17 protein-coding genes are annotated in these 16,301 nt (G+C 73.3%); 11 read left to right on the top strand and 6 right to left on the bottom strand.

Going from position 1 to position 16,301, the window contains the following annotated elements; translation table 11 throughout:
- Genes ABZ272_RS25770 through ABZ272_RS25760 form a run of 3 tightly spaced genes read right to left on the bottom strand, consistent with a single transcriptional unit; the run spans window position 1 to window position 4,112 of the window.
- Window positions 1–3,375, bottom strand: coding sequence for an ATP-binding protein (locus ABZ272_RS25770; protein ID WP_355052494.1), 3,375 nt, complete (start codon window positions 3,373–3,375; stop codon window positions 1–3).
- Window positions 3,376–3,421: 46 nt separating this feature from the next.
- On the bottom strand, window positions 3,422–3,784 hold the full coding sequence (locus tag ABZ272_RS25765) for a hypothetical protein (protein WP_204942430.1): 363 nt from the start codon (window positions 3,782–3,784) through the stop codon (window positions 3,422–3,424).
- A gap of 13 nt (window positions 3,785–3,797) precedes the next feature.
- Window positions 3,798–4,112 (bottom strand): hypothetical protein, encoded by a 315-nt coding sequence (locus ABZ272_RS25760; protein ID WP_053654780.1) that lies wholly within the window; start codon window positions 4,110–4,112, stop codon window positions 3,798–3,800.
- A gap of 345 nt (window positions 4,113–4,457) precedes the next feature.
- Between ABZ272_RS25760 and folP the strand changes: the two genes are divergently transcribed.
- The 7 genes from folP to ABZ272_RS25725 all read left to right on the top strand — a co-directional run bounded on the left by folP (window position 4,458) and on the right by ABZ272_RS25725 (window position 9,032).
- On the top strand, window positions 4,458–5,345 hold the full coding sequence (gene folP, locus ABZ272_RS25755) for a dihydropteroate synthase (protein ID WP_355052493.1): 888 nt from the start codon (window positions 4,458–4,460) through the stop codon (window positions 5,343–5,345).
- Window positions 5,342–5,707 (top strand): dihydroneopterin aldolase, encoded by a 366-nt coding sequence (folB, locus tag ABZ272_RS25750; protein ID WP_355052492.1) that lies wholly within the window; start codon window positions 5,342–5,344, stop codon window positions 5,705–5,707. Before folP ends, folB begins: the two co-directional genes overlap by 4 nt.
- Window positions 5,704–6,231 (top strand): 2-amino-4-hydroxy-6-hydroxymethyldihydropteridine diphosphokinase, encoded by a 528-nt coding sequence (gene folK / locus ABZ272_RS25745; protein ID WP_355052491.1) that lies wholly within the window; start codon window positions 5,704–5,706, stop codon window positions 6,229–6,231. The genes folB and folK overlap by 4 nt, the downstream gene beginning before the upstream one ends.
- 19 nt (window positions 6,232–6,250) lie before the next feature.
- Window positions 6,251–6,781, top strand: a complete 531-nt coding sequence (locus tag ABZ272_RS25740) for a DUF3180 domain-containing protein (RefSeq protein ID WP_355052490.1) — start codon at window positions 6,251–6,253, stop codon at window positions 6,779–6,781.
- Between the two features lie 118 nt (window positions 6,782–6,899).
- Entirely contained in the window at window positions 6,900–8,114 is a 1,215-nt protein-coding gene (locus ABZ272_RS25735; protein WP_355052489.1) for an ABC transporter permease, read from the top strand.
- Window positions 8,115–8,166: 52 nt separating this feature from the next.
- Window positions 8,167–8,475, top strand: a complete 309-nt coding sequence (locus ABZ272_RS25730) for a hypothetical protein (RefSeq protein WP_355052488.1) — start codon at window positions 8,167–8,169, stop codon at window positions 8,473–8,475.
- 56 nt (window positions 8,476–8,531) lie between these two features.
- Window positions 8,532–9,032 (top strand): hypothetical protein, encoded by a 501-nt coding sequence (locus tag ABZ272_RS25725; protein WP_355052487.1) that lies wholly within the window; start codon window positions 8,532–8,534, stop codon window positions 9,030–9,032.
- Window positions 9,033–9,041: 9 nt separating this feature from the next.
- Here the strand turns inward: ABZ272_RS25725 and ABZ272_RS25720 are convergent, their stop codons facing one another.
- Window positions 9,042–10,043 (bottom strand): ABC transporter ATP-binding protein, encoded by a 1,002-nt coding sequence (locus ABZ272_RS25720; RefSeq protein WP_355052486.1) that lies wholly within the window; start codon window positions 10,041–10,043, stop codon window positions 9,042–9,044.
- Window positions 10,044–10,045: 2 nt separating this feature from the next.
- Here ABZ272_RS25720 and ABZ272_RS25715 point away from each other — a divergent pair, with 2 nt between their 5' ends.
- From ABZ272_RS25715 to ABZ272_RS25700, 4 genes are all read left to right on the top strand, one after another.
- On the top strand, window positions 10,046–10,732 hold the full coding sequence (locus ABZ272_RS25715; protein WP_355052485.1) for an ABC transporter permease: 687 nt from the start codon (window positions 10,046–10,048) through the stop codon (window positions 10,730–10,732).
- On the top strand, window positions 10,729–11,466 hold the full coding sequence (locus ABZ272_RS25710; protein WP_355052484.1) for an ABC transporter permease: 738 nt from the start codon (window positions 10,729–10,731) through the stop codon (window positions 11,464–11,466). Before ABZ272_RS25715 ends, ABZ272_RS25710 begins: the two co-directional genes overlap by 4 nt.
- Window positions 11,467–11,688: 222 nt before the next feature.
- Entirely contained in the window at window positions 11,689–12,693 is a 1,005-nt protein-coding gene (locus ABZ272_RS25705; protein WP_355052483.1) for a glycine betaine ABC transporter substrate-binding protein, read from the top strand.
- Between the two features lie 107 nt (window positions 12,694–12,800).
- Complete coding sequence (locus ABZ272_RS25700; RefSeq protein WP_355052482.1) at window positions 12,801–14,573, top strand: hypothetical protein; 1,773 nt, start codon at window positions 12,801–12,803, stop codon at window positions 14,571–14,573.
- 6 nt (window positions 14,574–14,579) lie between these two features.
- Here ABZ272_RS25700 and ABZ272_RS25695 read toward each other — a convergent pair whose 3' ends face one another.
- Entirely contained in the window at window positions 14,580–15,767 is a 1,188-nt protein-coding gene (locus ABZ272_RS25695) for an NADH-quinone oxidoreductase subunit D (protein WP_355052481.1), read from the bottom strand.
- On the bottom strand, window positions 15,764–16,301 hold a 538-nt coding region (locus ABZ272_RS25690; RefSeq protein ID WP_355052480.1), incomplete at its 5' end, for an SAM-dependent methyltransferase. The genes ABZ272_RS25690 and ABZ272_RS25695, both read right to left, overlap by 4 nt.

Raw genomic sequence — 16,301 nt, 5'->3', positions numbered from 1 at the left:
TCACGCCTCCAGATCGGGCAGGGAGATGCTCGGTAGGACTCCGGCCGCCGCGGCGATCGCGGCGGGTGTCGTGTCGAGGTGGTCCAGCAGGCCCTCGACGTACGAGACGTCGACCCGGACCTTCTGCACCCGGCCGTCGACGTCGCGCATCACGAACTCCCGGAAGCCGAGGCGGGAGGCCGAGTTGCTGTCGGCGGCGGAGAGCGAGGCCAGGGTGGCCTCGTACCCGTCGTTGACCGGCACCCGCAGCAGGCGCAGCGCCTCGGAGGCGATCTCGGCGTCCTCGGCGATCCGGCCGACGAAGACGGTGGAGACCAGGTTCTGCACGTCGAGGCCGAGGATGTCGCGGGGGTTCTGTGAGGCGACCAGCGCGGCGAGGTTCCACTTCCGGGAGTCGCGGGCGAGCCGGACCAGGAACGAACGCCCGGACCGCCAGCCCTCCATGAAGTGCGCCTCGTCGAGGCCGACCAGCTTGCGGGACGACATCGACCCGCCGTAGCAGCGGCGGACGGCGAGCCGGTGCGCGGTGTGCAGCATCGGCAGGGCGAGGGCCTCCTCGGCCGACCAGTACTCACGTTCGATCTTGAGGTCGGGCAGCCGGAGCCCGGCCATGGTGATCACGGTTAGCGCCGCGTCCGCGCCCAGCAGCCCCTCGGGTGGCCGGCCGAAGAACAGCATGGCGAGCGGCATCTCGGCGGTGTCCAGGAGGAGGTTCGCCAACTCCTTGCCGGCGTCGTCGTCGAGCCGCCCGAGGCAGCTCACCACGTCGTCCAGGGTGGACGTCTCCTCGGCGGGTACCTGCCGGACGGCGTGCCGGAACAGGGTGGCGGTCGATGCCTCCCGGGCCACCTGCGGCGGCACGAGCATCATGCAGATGTCCTGGACCAGCATGCGGCGTTCGGCCCGCGCGTTGGAGACGGCGATCTCGAACTCACGGTCGCCGGCGGCCCCGCTGGCGAACTCGCTGCGCAGGGGCGTGGGGATGAGCGAGTAGGGCGCCAGGGTGCCGTGCTCGGAGCCGGTCAGGTTCAAAACCCGGGAGTACGGGCGCAGCTCGGGCATGGCACAGAGCCGGGCCAGCGGCCCGGACGGGTCGAGGAGGGTCACCTGCACACCCCGTCGGGCGGCGAGGTAGCCCAGCGCGCCGAGCAGGGTCGACTTGCCACCACCCGGCTCGGCCACGAACACCGCGAGCCCGGAGCGTTCGCGTACCTCCATGGGGAAGTGCAGGTCGAGGAAGACCGGGCGGCGGCAGGTGCCGGCGGTACGTCCGATCAGGTCGCCTCGGCGGTCGCCGACCGTGGAAGCGGCCTGGGGGAGCGCGGCGGCGAGCAGCGGTACGGGCATCCGGCGGACGTAGCCGGTGTTGGCGATCGGCTCGCCGGGGATGAACTCGCGGGCGAGCCAGTCCTGGTTCTTCGGGTGCTGCAGTGAGATACGTAGCTCGCGGGAGTAGAGCTGGATGAGCCGGCGGGCCCGCTCCAGGCACTCCTCCCTGGTCCGGCCGCCGACGGCGATGCGGTGCCAGCCGTGTGCGCGCGCCGAGTCGACGGGCAGGCCGGTGGTCATCTCGTCACCGATCACCAGCGCCCGCTTGGCGAGGCGTTCCAGCTCCGGGGGAGCGTCGATGCCGTGCTCGGCGTAGTCGAGCTGCTGAGAGCGGATCATGCGGAGCCGGTGCTCGAGGTTACGGAACGAGTCACCGGAGCCGAGGATGTCGACCCGGGTGGAGATCTCCATCGGCCAGGGCAGTCGTTCGTGGAAGTGCAGCCACGGCTCGTGCCGTTCCGGGATCTCCAGCGGTTCCATCCGGCCGACGGCGAGCACGGCCACGTGCCGTTCCTCGCCGGTCATCCGGTTGACCAGCTTGACCGTCGAGCCGTACGGGGTGCGGTAGCGCTCGACCTGTTCGGTGAGGGCGAGCAGGTCACCGCGCTCCCAGTGCCCGTCGGTCACCGGCGAGAGCCGGCCCGGGGGCGCCATGCACAGCGCGACCGAGCGGTAGAGGAGCCATTCCAGCTCCTGCGCGGTGACCCGTCGGCCACGCATGCCGAACGCGCCGAGCACCTCGTCGAACTGCTCCACGGTACGACCCAGCTTGCGACGCTCGCCCTCCGCCGTGCCCCGGCCGAAGGTGCGGAGCAACCGTTCGGTCATGGAGTCGCCGAGGGAACGCCGGGCGAAGGTGACGCCCAGGTAGGTCTGCCCCTCGGCGTGGTTGACCGCCATCAGGTGCCGTTGGGCGGCGACCAGGTGGTCCGCCCAGCCGGTCGTGCCGGGCACGTCGGGCAGCGGGGCGGCCGTGTGGGTGTCGATGGTGCGCGCCCACTCGTCGGCCGGGAACGGCCGGGTGGTCCGCCGCAGGTGCAGCCGGAAGCCGGCGAGGCCCGCGTACTGCTCGGAGATCGCCGACAGCAGCGCCTCGCGTTCGGCGTCGGGGCGGAAGGCCCAGCGCACCTCGGGCAGCCAGTACCAGGCGGTAACGGTGTTCGGCGTGAAGGTCAGGTGACCGGCGATCTCGGTGATGGCCAGCTCGACCGACGGGTCCCGGTCACCGAACTTGATCTTCGGGGCGCGGACCCGGACCGGCTTGATCGGCCGGTCCTGCTGCTTCGTGACCCGTTGGCGAGGCGTGGCCACTTCCCTGCCGGCGTCCGTGGAATGCTCCGGCCGGGAAGTGCGACGTGGTCCGCGTTCCAGAGCCGGCCGGTCGCCCGGAACGGCGCTGACCGGGCGGGCCGTCGGCGCGGTCGGCCGCTCGGCCGGGGCGACGGGGCGCTCCACCGGGGCTGCCGGCTGCCCGACGGACGTGGTACCCGATGCCCGGGGCGCCGGGGCGGTGACCGCCGACGGGGACGCGGGCGCGGCGGTCTGCTCGACCTCGGCCGCAGGCTGCAGCGTCGGACGGCGGTCGCCCGCCTGGTGCGGCACCCGGGTCTCGCCGGTCGGATGGGTGTCTGCCCGGCGCCCGGCGCTGCGCGACTCGTCGGGTGTCCACGGTGGCTCCAGCTCGGGAGCCGGCCGGGTCGGCGTCGGGGGTTGCTGCGGGATCGCCGGCTGGGGCCGGCTGGCGGGAGCCGCCGTCACGGCCCGGGGGCCGGAGGGCCGCGCGCCCCCGAACAGGTCCAGGAAGGGCGAGTCGATGTCGGCGTTCTCGCCGGCCGAGACCGTGCTCGGCTCGGCGGGAGGCGTCCGGCGGGCGACCGGCCGGGGTGCCTGGAACACGCCGACCGCGCCGTGACCGGGCGAGGTCACCAGCGCGGGATCGAGTGCGACCTCATCCTCGGTCTCGGGGTAGTCGAACGACTGCGCACGGTGACTGGCCGGCACGGCCGGGCGGCCGGCCGGGGAGCCCGGCGTGGAAGAGCGACTCATGCGACCGCCTCACCCGCGTGAAACAGACCGATCGACGTACCCCCGGTCATGCCAGCTCCTCCCGGATCCTGATCCGGCTGCCGACCAGGCGCGGGTCGCGCTGCTCGATCGCCGGCTCCCGGGTGCGTCGCCAGTCGGTCAGCGCGGTGCGGATGACCACCCGCGCCGGCCGATCTGGATCAACGTGCCGGAAGATGAACGACGTGGTCACGATGGCGAGCGCGATCTCCCAGGCCGGGAAGAGGTCGACCGTCAACGTGAACAGCCAGTGGATGAACATGTAGAGGGGGACGAGCAGGATGAAGAGCCCGTACTGGGCGTAGGGCAGGTGGACCGGAAGGGTGTAGCCGGGCGGCCCGAGGTAGACCAGGCGGGCCCGGTAGATGTCGTCGTCGGTGCGCAGCCGCATCTGGTGACCGCGCCTATTCGAAGATCAGGTCGATCAGGTAATCGCCGACGAAGAAGAGTGTTGCCGCGCCGGCGATGAAGGCCAGTCCGACGATGGCGATGGCCGAGCTCGTCAGGACCTTGGAAATTTCGCCCCGACTGGCGCGACCGATGAAGATGACGCCCAGGACCGCGAGCAGGATCGGCGCGATCTTGCTGGCGAAGAAGGTGACCACACCGTTGGTGTCGATCCCCTTCGGCGCCGGCTCGGCGAGCGGAGCCGACGCCAGGGTGGAGAGCGCGTGGGCGACGCCGGAAGACGCCGTCTCCATGAGCTCGAAGGCGATCACTGGAACCTCCCCATATCGCGGCCGGCGGAGCCGCGGCGGTGCAGTAGGCAAGCCTGGCGGGAAATCTGCTCACAGGGCGCAGCGGTTTCGACCCTGTGTTCGTTACTCACCACGGAGGGTGGTGAGCTTTGGGCGGTTTTTCCCCGCTTCGGCCCTCCCTCCAGGCTTCGCCATCTCCATGCTGGCCAATTCCAAAGCGTACGGGCCGCCCCGGATTGCGACAAGCCGCGAAGGGGCTGCCTGTTGCTGCCCGGACGACCGATCGTACACCTGTTCCAATGCGCACGTCAGGGATGGTCGACCCGGGTCGCCGAGCTCCGTCGTCACGACCGGTACCGTCTAGTCGTGACCGATCTGGTACGGGCTCCGGGCCCGGTGGTGATGGGCGTCCTCAACGTCACGCCGGACTCCTTCTCCGACGGCGGACGGTACGCCGACCTCGACGCGGCCGTCGGACACGGCGTCCGTCTGCGCGAGGCCGGGGCGGACCTGATCGACATCGGCGGCGAGTCGACCCGCCCGGGCGCCGACCGGGTCGACGCGGCGACCGAGGCCGAACGCGTACTGCCGGTCATCCGCGAGCTGAGCGCCGCCGGGGTGCCGGTCAGCATCGACACCAGCCGCGCGCGGGTGGCCGAGGCGGCGCTGGCCGCCGGCGCCGTGGTGGTCAACGACGTCTCCGGCGGACTGGCCGACCCCGACATGGCCCGCGTCGTGCGGGACGCCGGCTGCCCCTGGGTCCTCATGCACTGGCGTGGCCATTCCCGGCAGATGCGTGACCTGGCCAGCTACACCGACGTGGTGACCGACGTACGCGTGGAGCTCGGGCAGCGCGTCGACGCGGCGCTGGCCGCCGGGGTGGCCGCCGACCGCATCGTCGTCGACCCCGGCCTCGGGTTCGCCAAGACGGCCGCCCACAACTGGGAACTTAGCGCGCGCCTACCGGAGCTGCTGGACCTCGGCTACCCGCTGCTCTTCGGCGCCAGCCGCAAGTCCTACCTCGGTCGCCTGCTCGCCGCCGCCGACGGCACACCGCGACCCACCGCCGAGCGGGAGGCCGCCACCGTGGCCACCAGCGTGCTGGCCGTCGCGGCCGGCGCCTGGGGCGTACGCGTGCACGACGTGCGGGCCACCGCTGACGCGCTCGCCGTCTGGACCGCCACCGGCAGGCCGCGCCTCACGCCCGTCCGTCCCGATGGCCGGTCCGTCGGCCGTGCGGAGGCCATCCGATGAGTGACCGGATCCAGCTGACCGGCCTGCGGGCCCACGGCCGGCACGGGGTGTACGACTTCGAGCGGGAGCAGGGGCAGGATTTCGTGGTCGACGCCGTCCTCGAACTGGACCTCGGCCCGGCCGCCGCCAGCGACGACGTCACCGCCACGGTCCACTACGGCGAACTGGCCGAGCGGCTGGTGGCGGTGGTGACCGGAGAACCGGTCAACCTGATCGAGACCCTGGCCGACCGGCTGGTCGCGGTCTGCCTGGCCGACGAGCGGGTCGTCACCGCGACGGTCACCGTGCACAAGCCGGAGGCGCCGGTGCCGCACACGTTCACCGACGTGGCCGTCACGATGACGCGGACGCGTACCCGATGACCCGGGCCGTGCTGTCGCTCGGCAGCAACCTCGGCGATCGCCTGGACCACCTCCGGACGGCCGTCGCGATGCTGGGTGACGCCGTGCTGGTGGTCTCCGGGGTGTACGAGACTCCACCGTGGGGAGACGCCGACCAGCCCGCGTACCTCAATGCCGTGGTGCTCGCCCAGGACGGGAGCGCGACCCCGCGCGACTGGCTGGCGCGGGCCCACGACGCGGAGCGCGCGGCCGGTCGGGTCCGTGACCCGGGGCGGCGGTTCGGGCCGCGCACCCTCGACGTGGACGTGATCGCGGTGTGGGGTGACGACGACGAGCCGCTGCTCAGCGACGAGGAGGAGCTGACCCTGCCGCACCCCCGCGCACACCTGCGCGCGTTCGTGCTGCGGCCGTGGATCGACATCCAACCGTACGGGCGGTTGCCCGGCCATGGCTGGCTGACCGACCTGCTCACCTCCGGCCCGGCCGCCGACGACGCGCTGGAACTGCGTCCCCGGCCGGAACTGACGTTAGAGTCGACGACATGACCCAGTGGAGCCGGCCGGCATGAGTCAGGCGAAGTCCCCACCGCCGGGCCCCGACGGGTCGCGGATGGGGCCCACCCGGATCTCGACGCTGGTCGTGGCGGCCCTGGCCGCGGCGGCGGTGGCCTGGCTGCTGATCAGTGCGTTCTACTACAGCGGCATCCCCCGCCTGCCGTGGCTGCCGGTGGTGACGCTGGCCGCGCTCGCGGTGCTGGAGGCGTACGCGGCCGTCAACACCCGCGGCCGCATCGACCGCAAGCCCGGCCGGGATCCGGTCAATCCGCTGCTGGTCGCCCGGTTCGTGGTGCTGGCCAAGGCGTCGGCGCTGGCGGGCTCCATCTTCGCCGGTTTCTACGCCGGGCTCAGCGGGTGGCTCTTCGTGGAGACCACCCGCGCCGCCACCGAGGACCGGCCGGCCGCCGGGGGCGGGTTGCTGGCGTCGCTGGCGCTGGTGGGCGCCGCGCTGTGGTTGGAACGTTCCTGCCGCGTCCCGGAGCGCCCGGACGACGAGCACGAGCAGGACCAGCGCGAGAGCCGCCCCGGCCAGCGCTGAGCAGGGGGTTACGTCCGGCTCCCACCGCGGGTACGGTGCCTCCGATCGGAGAGCAACGGCCGCCCCGGTCCGTCCGTGTGCCGGGACGGAAGCGGCCGGCCACTGGGGAGGCGGTGCCATGGGGTACGAAGACACGGGCCGGGAGCGGTCGGTCGACCCCACGCCCGCGGTTCCCGCCGCCGTCCTGGAGAACGTCTTCGACGATCCCACCCACGGCGAGCCGGGCCGCGACCGCGTCAGCGTGCACGTGTTCTGGGAGTTCCTGCTGCTGGCCGGTCTGGCTGCCCTGGGCTGGCTGCTCTGGCGGGCCGACCCGGACGCGCTACGCGGTGCGGACCTGCGCACCTTGCTGGTCGACGCGGTCGGCCTGGGGCTGCTCGCTCTCGCCGCCGGGCTGAGCCTGCGCACCGCCGCCCCCAACCTGGCCATCGGGCCGGTGGCCGTCGCCGCCGCGCTGCACTACGCGGAGCAGGGCGACCGGGGTCTGGCCACGTCCGTGGGGTCGGCCGTCGTGGTCGCCGCGGTGGGTGGTCTCGTGCTGGCGCTCGCCGTGGTGGCCCTGCAGGTGCCCGCGTGGGCGGCGAGCCTGGCCGGCGCCGCCGGCGTGGTGGTGTACATCGAACGCCGGTCTGCGCCGGTGCTGGTGCAGGGGGACTACGACCCGAGGAGTACGGCCGGCTACCTCTTCGCCGGGTTCGCCGCCGTCGCGGTCCTCGGCGGTCTGTTCGGTACGATCCGCGCGATCCGCCGGTTGGTGGGCCGGTACCGGCCGGTCGCCGATCCGGCTCGGCGCCGGGGCCCGCTGGCCGCCGTGGTCACCGCGCTGGCGCTCGTCGGCTCCACCGTGCTGGCCGCGCTCGCCGGGGTCCTGCTCGCCGCCAACCCTCCCGGCGTCGTCACGCCCACCTCCGGGCTGGACTGGACCGTGCTCGCCATCGGTGTGTCCCTGCTCGGCGGCACCAGCGCGTACGGCCGGCGCGGTGGCGTGTTCGGCACGGTGCTGGCGGTCGGCCTGGTCACCGTCTTCGAGGCGTACGCGCCGGAGCGCGACTGGTCGGTGAGCCGCTGGGCGGTGGGCGGGGTGGCGCTCGGTGTCGGGCTGTTGGCGACCCGACTGGTCGAGACGTTCGGGCGGCCCCGGCCGGGTGTGGTGGAGAAGCCCGAGCCCGTCGGCGACGGCACGATCAGCTCGGGTTGGAGCGTGCCCCGGCCCCAGTTGGCCGACAACTGGCCGCCGACGCTGCCGACGCCGCCCGCGCCGGAACCGGCCGACCCGTGGCGCGATCCCCGCTGGGAGGACGGCCCGCGGCGTTGGGATGCCGGCGACCGGTGAGCCGTGTGGCGTCCGCCGAGCCGGCGGTGATCTCGACCGTTAGGCTCGCCGCATGACCGACACACCAGCCGCCGCCCCCGGCGGAACCTCGTTCGAGGAACTCGACGCGCTGTCCACGGAGGAACTGCGGGAGCGGGCGTTCGCCCTGGCCCGGGAGCGCCGCGACGTGGGCTTCTACTGGTCGGTGCTGCGCCACCTGCCGAACGCGGACGAGGCCACGGTGCTGGACGGCGCGCCGAACTCGATCGGCCCGACCATCGACGAGGCGAACGCGTTGTGGCGGGAGTTGACCGGGCACGGCTACGAGGAGTCGGCGCCGCTGCTGCGGGCCGCCTTCATCGACTACCTGTTGAAGCACTGAGCCGCCCCACGCAGCCCAGGTCCACCCGGCCGGCTGGCCGGGGCCCTGGGCGGATCATGGGGTTCGTCCGTACGGGCCCGGTCAGCGGTTACGGGACGGCCGCCGGCACCGGCGCGCTCGCCGTCCTGCTGCTGGTCGGCATCTGCGGCAGCCCGGCGTACACCGGTTGGGCCGCCGCGACGCTTACCGATCCGACCTCGGCGGGCGGCTTCTACCTGCGCCTGCTCGCCTGGCCGGCCTGGCGACTGGACGCGGACGGGCAGGCCGGCGGCCTGTTCGCCGCCGACCTGCGGGCCGTCGCGCTGGTGCTCCTCGCGGTGGCGCTGCTCTACCTGCTGCCCGCCGCGCAGGTGGCCCGGGTACCCGGGCCGGTCAGCCAGTTCTTCTCCGGCTGGGCCGCGTACGTGCTGGCCGGAGGGCTCGCCGCCGTGCTGGCGGCGCTCCTCGGCCCAGACCCGTCGCTGCTGAAGGCGCTGCAGGACGCGAGCAGCGGCGCCGGCTACGGCTTCCTCACCGGCTGGATCATCGGCACCGCGAGCCTCGGCGGCCGCGCCTAGGACCTGTTCCTAGGAGCCGGCCCCGGGGCCGAGCAGGCTCTGGCGGCTGAGCGCGCCCACCGGGCGGCCGTCGTCGGTTACCAGGAGCCGGTCCTGTCCCGACGTCAGCAGTGCCGCCAGGGCGTCGTACGCCGTGCCGTCGAGCCCCACGGTGGGCAGGTCGGCGGGGGCGTCACCGGGCACGGGCTCCAGGGACTCCCGGTCGAGCGGGGTGACCGCCAACCGGCGGATGCCCCGGTCGGCGCCGACGAACTCCCGGACGAACGCGGTGGCGGGGGCGCCGAGCAGCGCGGCCGGCGTGTCGTACTGCTCGAGATGCCCGCCCTCGGACAGCACCGCGATCCGGTCGCCGAGCCGGACGGCCTCGTCGAGGTCGTGGGTGACCAGCACGATCGTCTTGCGGACCTCGGCCTGTAGGCGGAGGAACTCCTCCTGCAGGCGGGCCCGGACGATCGGGTCCACGGCCGAGAACGGCTCGTCCATCAGCAGCACCACCGGGTCGGCGGCGAGCGCCCGGGCCACCCCGACCCGCTGCCGCTGACCGCCCGACAGCTCGTGCGGATAGCGGCGGCCGAACTGGTTCGGGTCCAGTCCCACCAGGTCGAGCAGCTCGTCCACCCGGGCGCGGGTCCGCTGGCGGGACCAGCCGAGCAGGCCCGGGACGGTGGCCACGTTGGCCCGGACCGTCTGGTGGGGGAAGAGTCCGACGTTCTGGATCACGTAGCCGATCCGGCGGCGTAGCCGCACCGGGTCGGCGTCCGTGACGTCCTCGTCACCGAGCATGATCCGACCGGCCGTCGGCTCGATCAAGCGGTTGATCATGCGGAGTACGGTCGACTTGCCGCAGCCGGACGGGCCGATCAGCACCACCAGCTCGCCGGACCTGACGTCCAGGCTCAGCTCCCGGACGGCCTCGGTGCCGTTCGGATAGCGCTTCTGGATGCCCTGCAGGGAGATCGACGCCGCACGAGGGGATTCGGCCGCGCCGGGGGCCTCCGGGGTAACGTCCACGTATGTCCTTCCGCCTGAGCTACCGGGCCGACCCGGGTAACCCCTGGTTCTCCTGGCAGTACGTGCGGGACAACTCTGACACGATCCTCGCCGCCGTGCGCGAACACGCCTCCCTCACCGGGCGCGCGGTGCTGATCGCGGTGCTCATCGCCCTGCCGTTGTCCGTGCTCGCGTACTGGTTCCGCCCGTTGGCCGGCCCGATCCTCGGCGTCACCGGAGTGATCTACACCATTCCGTCGCTGGCGCTGTTCGCCTTCATCGCGCCATACCTGGGGACCGGCGCCACCACCGTACTGGTCGGGCTGGTCCTGTACGCGCTGCTGCTGATCGTCCGCAACGTGGTGGCAGGGCTCAACCAGGTGCCGCCGGAGGTCGGCGAGGCCGCCGAGGGCATGGGCTACGGCCGGTGGCGGAGGCTGTTCCGGATCGACCTTCCGCTGGCCATCCCCGGCATCCTGACCGGGCTGCGGCTGGCCACCGTGTCGACCGTCGCGCTGGTCACGGTCGGCGTGCTGGTCGGGCACGGCGGTCTCGGGCAACTGATCTTCGCGGGCTTCCAGAACAACCTCTACAAGGCCGAGATCATGACCGGGACGGTGCTCAGCGTGGCGTTGGCGGTGCTGCTGGACCTGCTGCTGGTGCTCGTCGGCCGGCTGGTCACCCCCTGGGCCGCTCGGGGCGTTCGGTGAGCGCCGCCGCGAACCCCCTGCAGCAGGGGGTGCTCTGGCTCAACGACCCGCTGAACTGGACCAACCCCGGCGGCATCCTGGATCGCCTCGGCGAGCACCTGACGATCTCCGCCCTGGCGGTGGCGCTCGGCTGCCTGGTGGCCTGGCCGGTCGGGCTCTGGCTCGGGCACGCCGGGCGGGGCGGTGGCCTGGTGGTGCTCGTGTCCAACGCCACCCTGGCCATCCCCACCCTGGCGCTGCTGACCATCCTGCCGCTGACGTTCCTCGGTTTCGGACGTACGCCGGTGGTGGTGGCGCTCGCCGTCTTCGCCGTACCGCCGCTGTTGGCCAACGCCTACACCGGCGTACGCCAGGTGGACCCGGAGGCGCGCGACGCGGCCCGGGGGATGGGTCTGTCCGGCGGGCAGTTGCTGCGGCGGGTGGAGCTGCCGTTGGCGGTGCCGTACCTGGCCGCCGGTTTCCGGACCGCGGCCGTGCAGGTCATCGCCACGGCGGCGCTGGCCTCGTTCGTCAACGGCGGCGGGCTCGGCGAGATCATCCGCACCGGGTTCGGCCTGAGCATCGCCGTCGGCGGTGGGCAGATCGTGGCCGGCGGTGTGCTGGTGGCCGGGCTGGCGTTGCTGGCCGAGTTGCTGCTCGGGATCGTGGAACGCATGGTCACCCCGCGTCCACTGCGCCGGGGCCGGCAGCGCGCGGGCCGTCCGCGACCGGCGGACGCCACCGGCCGGGCCTGACGCGTCACCGGGCGTGCTCTCGTCCGGGTGAGCGGACGCCGAAGCGGCGACCAGCGGCGGGCCGGTCGGTGACGATGCGGTGACGAAGCCCATCCCGAGTTGTCGGTCGGCCGTGGACCATGTTGGGTGGGAATTGCGGGCGACCGACATCCAGGATCGCCCGTCGGACACGCGGCCGGCCCGGGACGGGCCGCGCCGGGACACGGAAGGCGGGCGGCACATATGCGCGCACGTACACGTCTCGCGATCGGCGCCGTCGGCGTCGTGGCCGGGGCAGCACTTCTCACCGGGTGTGGCGACGCCGGCTCGTCCGGCACCGACGCTCCCCAGACCAGCGCCTCGGGCGCCGGGTGCGCACCGGTCGCCGGCAAGCAGCTCATCGCGCTGACCGACGACAAGAAGCTCCAGAACTCCGACAACGTCATCCCGGCGGTCAACAGCAAGGTGGCCAACCCGCAGCTGATCGCCGCGCTCGACAAGGTCTCCGCGACTCTCGACACGCCGAAGCTGGTCCAGCTCAACAAGGCCGTCGACGTCGACCGCAAGACCCCCAAGGTCGCGGCCGAGGAGTTCGCCAGCGCCAACAACCTCACCGCGGGCATCGCCAAGGGCCCGGGTGGCGAGATCGTGGTCGGCGCCGCCAACTTCAGCGAGAGCCAGATCCTGGGCGAGCTGTACCGCATCGCGCTCACCACCGCCGGCTACCAGGTCAAGGTGCAGCAGATCGGCAACCGGGAGCTGTACGAGCCGGCGTTGGAGAAGGGCGAGGTCCAGGTCGTCCCGGAGTACGCGTCGACAATGGCCGAGTTCCTCAACACCAAGGCCAACGGCCAGAACCCCAAGCCCGTCTCCTCGCCCGACATCAACACCACGGTGACCGCGCTCAAGGCCGAGGGCGACAAGGTGGGCATCACCTTCGGTGCGCCGGCCGCCGCGCAGGACCAGAACGCCTTCGCGGTGACCCAGGAGTTCGCCGACAAGTACGGCGTACGGACCCTCTCCGAGCTGGCGGCGAAGTGCTCCGGCAGCGCCACCGTGCTGGGCGGCCCGCCGGAGTGCCAGCAGCGGCCGTTCTGCAAGCCGGGCCTGGAGAAGACCTACGGTCTGTCGGTGGGCTCGTTCTCCTCCCTGGACCAGGGTGGACCGCTGACCAAGAACGGTCTGCGTGAGGGCAAGATCAGTGTGGGTCTGGTCTTCTCCTCGGACAGTGCGTTCGCCACGAGCTGACGTTCTGCTACGGCGTGTGACGGACGCCCTCGCCCCGCAGGGGCGGGGGCGTCCGTGCGTCCGGGAACCGTTCCCTCCGGTGCGGATCGTCGGTAGGCTGCTCTTCCATGCCAGCCCCGGTCACCTCCGACGCCCGGCGTCAACCGCTCCTGCTGACCGTGCTCTTCTGGGGCGGCGTGGCGCTGGCGCCCGTAGCGGCGTTGATTCTCCTGGTGGCTGACGGTAACGGTCCGCTGCGTCTCGCGGCGGTGCTCGCCATCGTGGCGGTGGTCCTGATCGGCCTCTCCATCGCGCTGCGCCCCGACGGGGACGGCGCGTCGGCGCGGGCCGACGAGCTGCTGGAGGAGATCGAGGAGCTGCGCCGGGAGTTACGCGCCGAGATCGTGGCCGCCGCGCAGCGCGGTAACCAGGCGCTCGACCAGGCGCAGCGCGCCCAGGAGGGGATCGCCGCGGTCCGTCGCCGCCTCGACGCCACCGGTGCGGCCCTCGCTGGCGGCGCCCCGGCCGCCGAGCCGGCGGTGGCCAGCCGGGCCCGCGTGTCGTCCGTCGAGCCGGTGGACGACACCCCACCCGCCCGCAGCCGGGTACCGGTCCCCGGCGACATCCCGGCCGCCCGGGTGCGGGTACCGGCTCCGGGCGAGGCCGCCGGTCGGATTCCGGCCCCGGCCACGGACGAGAACGCCCCTCGGGTGCGGGTGCCGGCACCGGACGAGGCGGGTCGGTGGGGACGCGACGACCGTGCCGACGACGAACCGGCGTACCGCCACCGCGCCGCGGACGCTCCCGAGCCCACCGCCGGCAGCGTGTACGGCGCCGCTGCGCGCCCGCCGGAGCACGACCGGGCGCGGGAGTACGACCCGCAGCGGGAGTACGACCGCCCGCGTGAGCGCGAGCGCCCGGAGTCGACGCACCGGCCGGTCGGCGTGGTCCGGCACACCGAGACCGTGCACGTCACGACCCGGCACACCGTCGTCGACGGCGGTCCCGCCGAGTCGGGTGGTCGCTACGGCGCCGGGTACGGCGGCCAGTGGACCCCGCCGGCCCAGGAATGGACCCGGGGCGGCGGCGCCCAGGGGCGTGCCCGTTCCTGGGACGACGCGCAGGAGCCCCGGTCCGCGTACGCCGACGACGACCGCGACCGCCGCGCCGACGACCGGTCCTGGGGTGCGCAGCACGCCTCTCGGGGGGAGTCGGCCCCGGTGGGCCCCCGCGACGGTTCGGGATGGGGTGGACCCGAGCGTGGCGACGAGGACCCCCGCAGGACGGGTCGCGGCGACGAGCCGGGGTGGACCGACCAGCGCGACGCGTACGCGCCGGCCGACGAGTCCGCGTGGGACGGTCGTTCGCAGCGCCGTGGCTGGTCGGAGCAGGCCGAGCCGGAGCGCGCGGTCGCCCCGCAGCCCGGTCCCGCCCTGCGCGCGGACGACACCGGCGAGTACTGGTCCCAGCTGCGGGCCGGCGACCGGTGGGCGGCTGTCCGCGACGACGACAACGGCCGTGAGCTGCACGTCGGGGAACGCCGGGCCGAGGTGCACGCCGACGCCACGGGCACCGAGTACCGAGTGGCGGACCGTTGGGCGTCCGTCCGCCACGAAGAGGCACGCCGTCACGAGGACCCGCGTCGCCACGAGGACGCCCGCCGCCGCGAGGATCCGCGCTGGCAGGAGGATCCGCGCCGGCAGGACGATCGTCGGCCGGCGTTGCCGGTCGGCGGCGTGGCCGTACCGGACGAGTGGCGTCCGCCGCGTCAGCGCGGGCACGAGCCGGAACCCGCCCCCGAGCGGGGTGGCCGCCGCCGGGTCGAGGAACGGTACGGCTACCCGCCGCAGGACGACGCGCCCCGCGCCGGCGGCGCCCCGATCACCGACCGCTGGCGCTGATCCCGCTCACTTGTCGATGTCGCCGACCACGAAGAACATCGAGCCGAGGATGGCGATCAGGTCCGGTACGAGGCAGCCGGGCAGCAGGGTGGCCAGCGCCTGCACGTTCGCGTACGACGCGGTGCGCAACTTCAACCGCCACGGCGTCTTCTCACCCCGGGACACCAGGTAGTAGCCGTTGATGCCGAGCGGGTTTTCCGTCCACGCGTACGTGTGGCCCTCCGGCGCCTTGAGCACCTTCGGCAGGCGGGTGTTGATCGGCCCGGTGAGCCGGTCCACCCGGTCCAGGCACTGCTCGGCGAGGTCCAGCGACGCGTACACCTGGTCGAGCAGCACCTCGAAGCGGGCGTGGCAGTCCCCGGCGGTCTTGGTGACCACCGGCACGTCCAGCTCGTCGTACGCCAGGTAGGGGTCATCGCGGCGCAGGTCCAGGTCGAGGCCGGAGGCGCGGGCCACCGGCCCGGACGCGCCGAACGCGGCGGCGTCCGCGGCGGACAGCACGCCCACTCCCACGGTCCGGGCCAGGAAGATCTCGTTGCGCCGGATCAGGTGGTCCAGGTCGGGCAGCCGCCGACGGACCTCGCCGATCGCCGCACGGGCCCGTCCCGTCCATCCGTACGGAACCTCTTCCTTGAGGCCGCCCACCCGGTTGAACATGTAGTGGATCCGGCCCCCGGAGACCTCCTCCATCACCGCCTGGATGGTCTCCCGTTCCCGGAACGCGTAGAAGACCGGTGTGATCGCGCCGATCTCCAGCGGGTACGAGCCGAGGAACATCAGGTGGTTCAGCACCCGGTTCAGCTCCGCGAGAGCCATCCGCAGCCAGGTCGCCCGCTCGGGCACCTCCATGCCCATCAGGCGTTCCACAGCGAGCACCACGCCCAGCTCGTTGGAGAACGCCGACAGCCAGTCGTGCCGGTTGGCCAGCACGATGATCTGCCGATAGTCGCGTACCTCGAAGAGCTTCTCCGCACCCCGGTGCATGTAGCCGACGATCGGTTCGCAGGCGACCACCCGTTCGCCGTCGAGCACGAGCTTCAGTCGCAGCACGCCGTGCGTCGACGGGTGCTGCGGGCCGATGTTGAGCACCATGTCGGTGCCGAGCTGCTGACCGCCGGTGCCGGCGACCAGCCCGGCCCCGGTGCCGACGGTCAGTTCGCGGAGGTCCCCGGCGTCGGTGCTCATGCCCGTCATCGTGCCACGGCCTGCGGTAGCCCGATGCCGACCGGTTGCCGCAGCCACCAGTGCCCGCCGAGCCCGGCCGGATCGGTCAGCTCGGCCACCGCCGACGCCGCGGCCAGCGCCCGCACGTACCCCGCCGGGTCGGTGCCGGCCAGGCTGAGCGGCGGTCGGCCGCCGTCGGCCCCGAGCGCCCGCAGCGCCTCCCGCTGAGAGACCAGGGAGTACGCACACCGGGCGACCGCTGCGCCGGCGGAGGCGACCGAGTCCATGGCCACGTGCGCGGTGACATCGCTCGACCCGTCCGGCACCGGAGGCACCTGCCGCCCACCCCGGTAACCCGTCAACGTCCCGTCCACCGGCCGCCCCTCCCGCAGATGCCCGTAGTCGACCGCCACCGCCAACCCTCGGCTGATCTGCCGCACCGCGTCGGCCCACGCCTCGTCCCGCGGTCTGCCGATCTCTGCCCGGTGGTCACCGTGGGGGGTTTCGGGGCAGCCCGGCCGGCTCCGGGCGGTCAGGCTTGATCCCTGCGCCGGCCGGGCTGCC

The sequence above is a fragment of the Micromonospora sp. NPDC005979 genome (assembly GCF_040614415.1).
Lineage (GTDB): Bacteria > Actinomycetota > Actinomycetes > Mycobacteriales > Micromonosporaceae > Micromonospora.
The sequence above is the reverse complement of the archived record's forward strand: the minus strand, read 5'-3'. Positions and strand labels throughout refer to the sequence as shown.

Excerpts from the sequence above, each read along its gene's own strand:
- ABZ272_RS25740 (WP_355052490.1), top strand. The coding sequence starts at position 6,251 with ATGAGTCAGGCGAAGTCCCCACCGCCGGGCCCCGACGGGTCGCGGATG.
- ABZ272_RS25765 (WP_204942430.1), bottom strand. The coding sequence starts at position 3,784 with ATGCGGCTGCGCACCGACGACGACATCTACCGGGCCCGCCTGGTCTAC.
- ABZ272_RS25770 (WP_355052494.1), bottom strand. The coding sequence starts at position 3,375 with ATGAGTCGCTCTTCCACGCCGGGCTCCCCGGCCGGCCGCCCGGCCGTG.
- ABZ272_RS25695 (WP_355052481.1), bottom strand. The coding sequence starts at position 15,767 with ATGACGGGCATGAGCACCGACGCCGGGGACCTCCGCGAACTGACCGTC.
- ABZ272_RS25735 (WP_355052489.1), top strand. The coding sequence starts at position 6,900 with ATGGGGTACGAAGACACGGGCCGGGAGCGGTCGGTCGACCCCACGCCC.
- ABZ272_RS25700 (WP_355052482.1), top strand. The coding sequence starts at position 12,801 with ATGCCAGCCCCGGTCACCTCCGACGCCCGGCGTCAACCGCTCCTGCTG.
- ABZ272_RS25730 (WP_355052488.1), top strand. The coding sequence starts at position 8,167 with ATGACCGACACACCAGCCGCCGCCCCCGGCGGAACCTCGTTCGAGGAA.
- folK (WP_355052491.1), top strand. The coding sequence starts at position 5,704 with ATGACCCGGGCCGTGCTGTCGCTCGGCAGCAACCTCGGCGATCGCCTG.
- ABZ272_RS25715 (WP_355052485.1), top strand. The coding sequence starts at position 10,046 with ATGTCCTTCCGCCTGAGCTACCGGGCCGACCCGGGTAACCCCTGGTTC.
- ABZ272_RS25705 (WP_355052483.1), top strand. The coding sequence starts at position 11,689 with ATGCGCGCACGTACACGTCTCGCGATCGGCGCCGTCGGCGTCGTGGCC.
- folB (WP_355052492.1), top strand. The coding sequence starts at position 5,342 with ATGAGTGACCGGATCCAGCTGACCGGCCTGCGGGCCCACGGCCGGCAC.
- ABZ272_RS25725 (WP_355052487.1), top strand. The coding sequence starts at position 8,532 with ATGGGGTTCGTCCGTACGGGCCCGGTCAGCGGTTACGGGACGGCCGCC.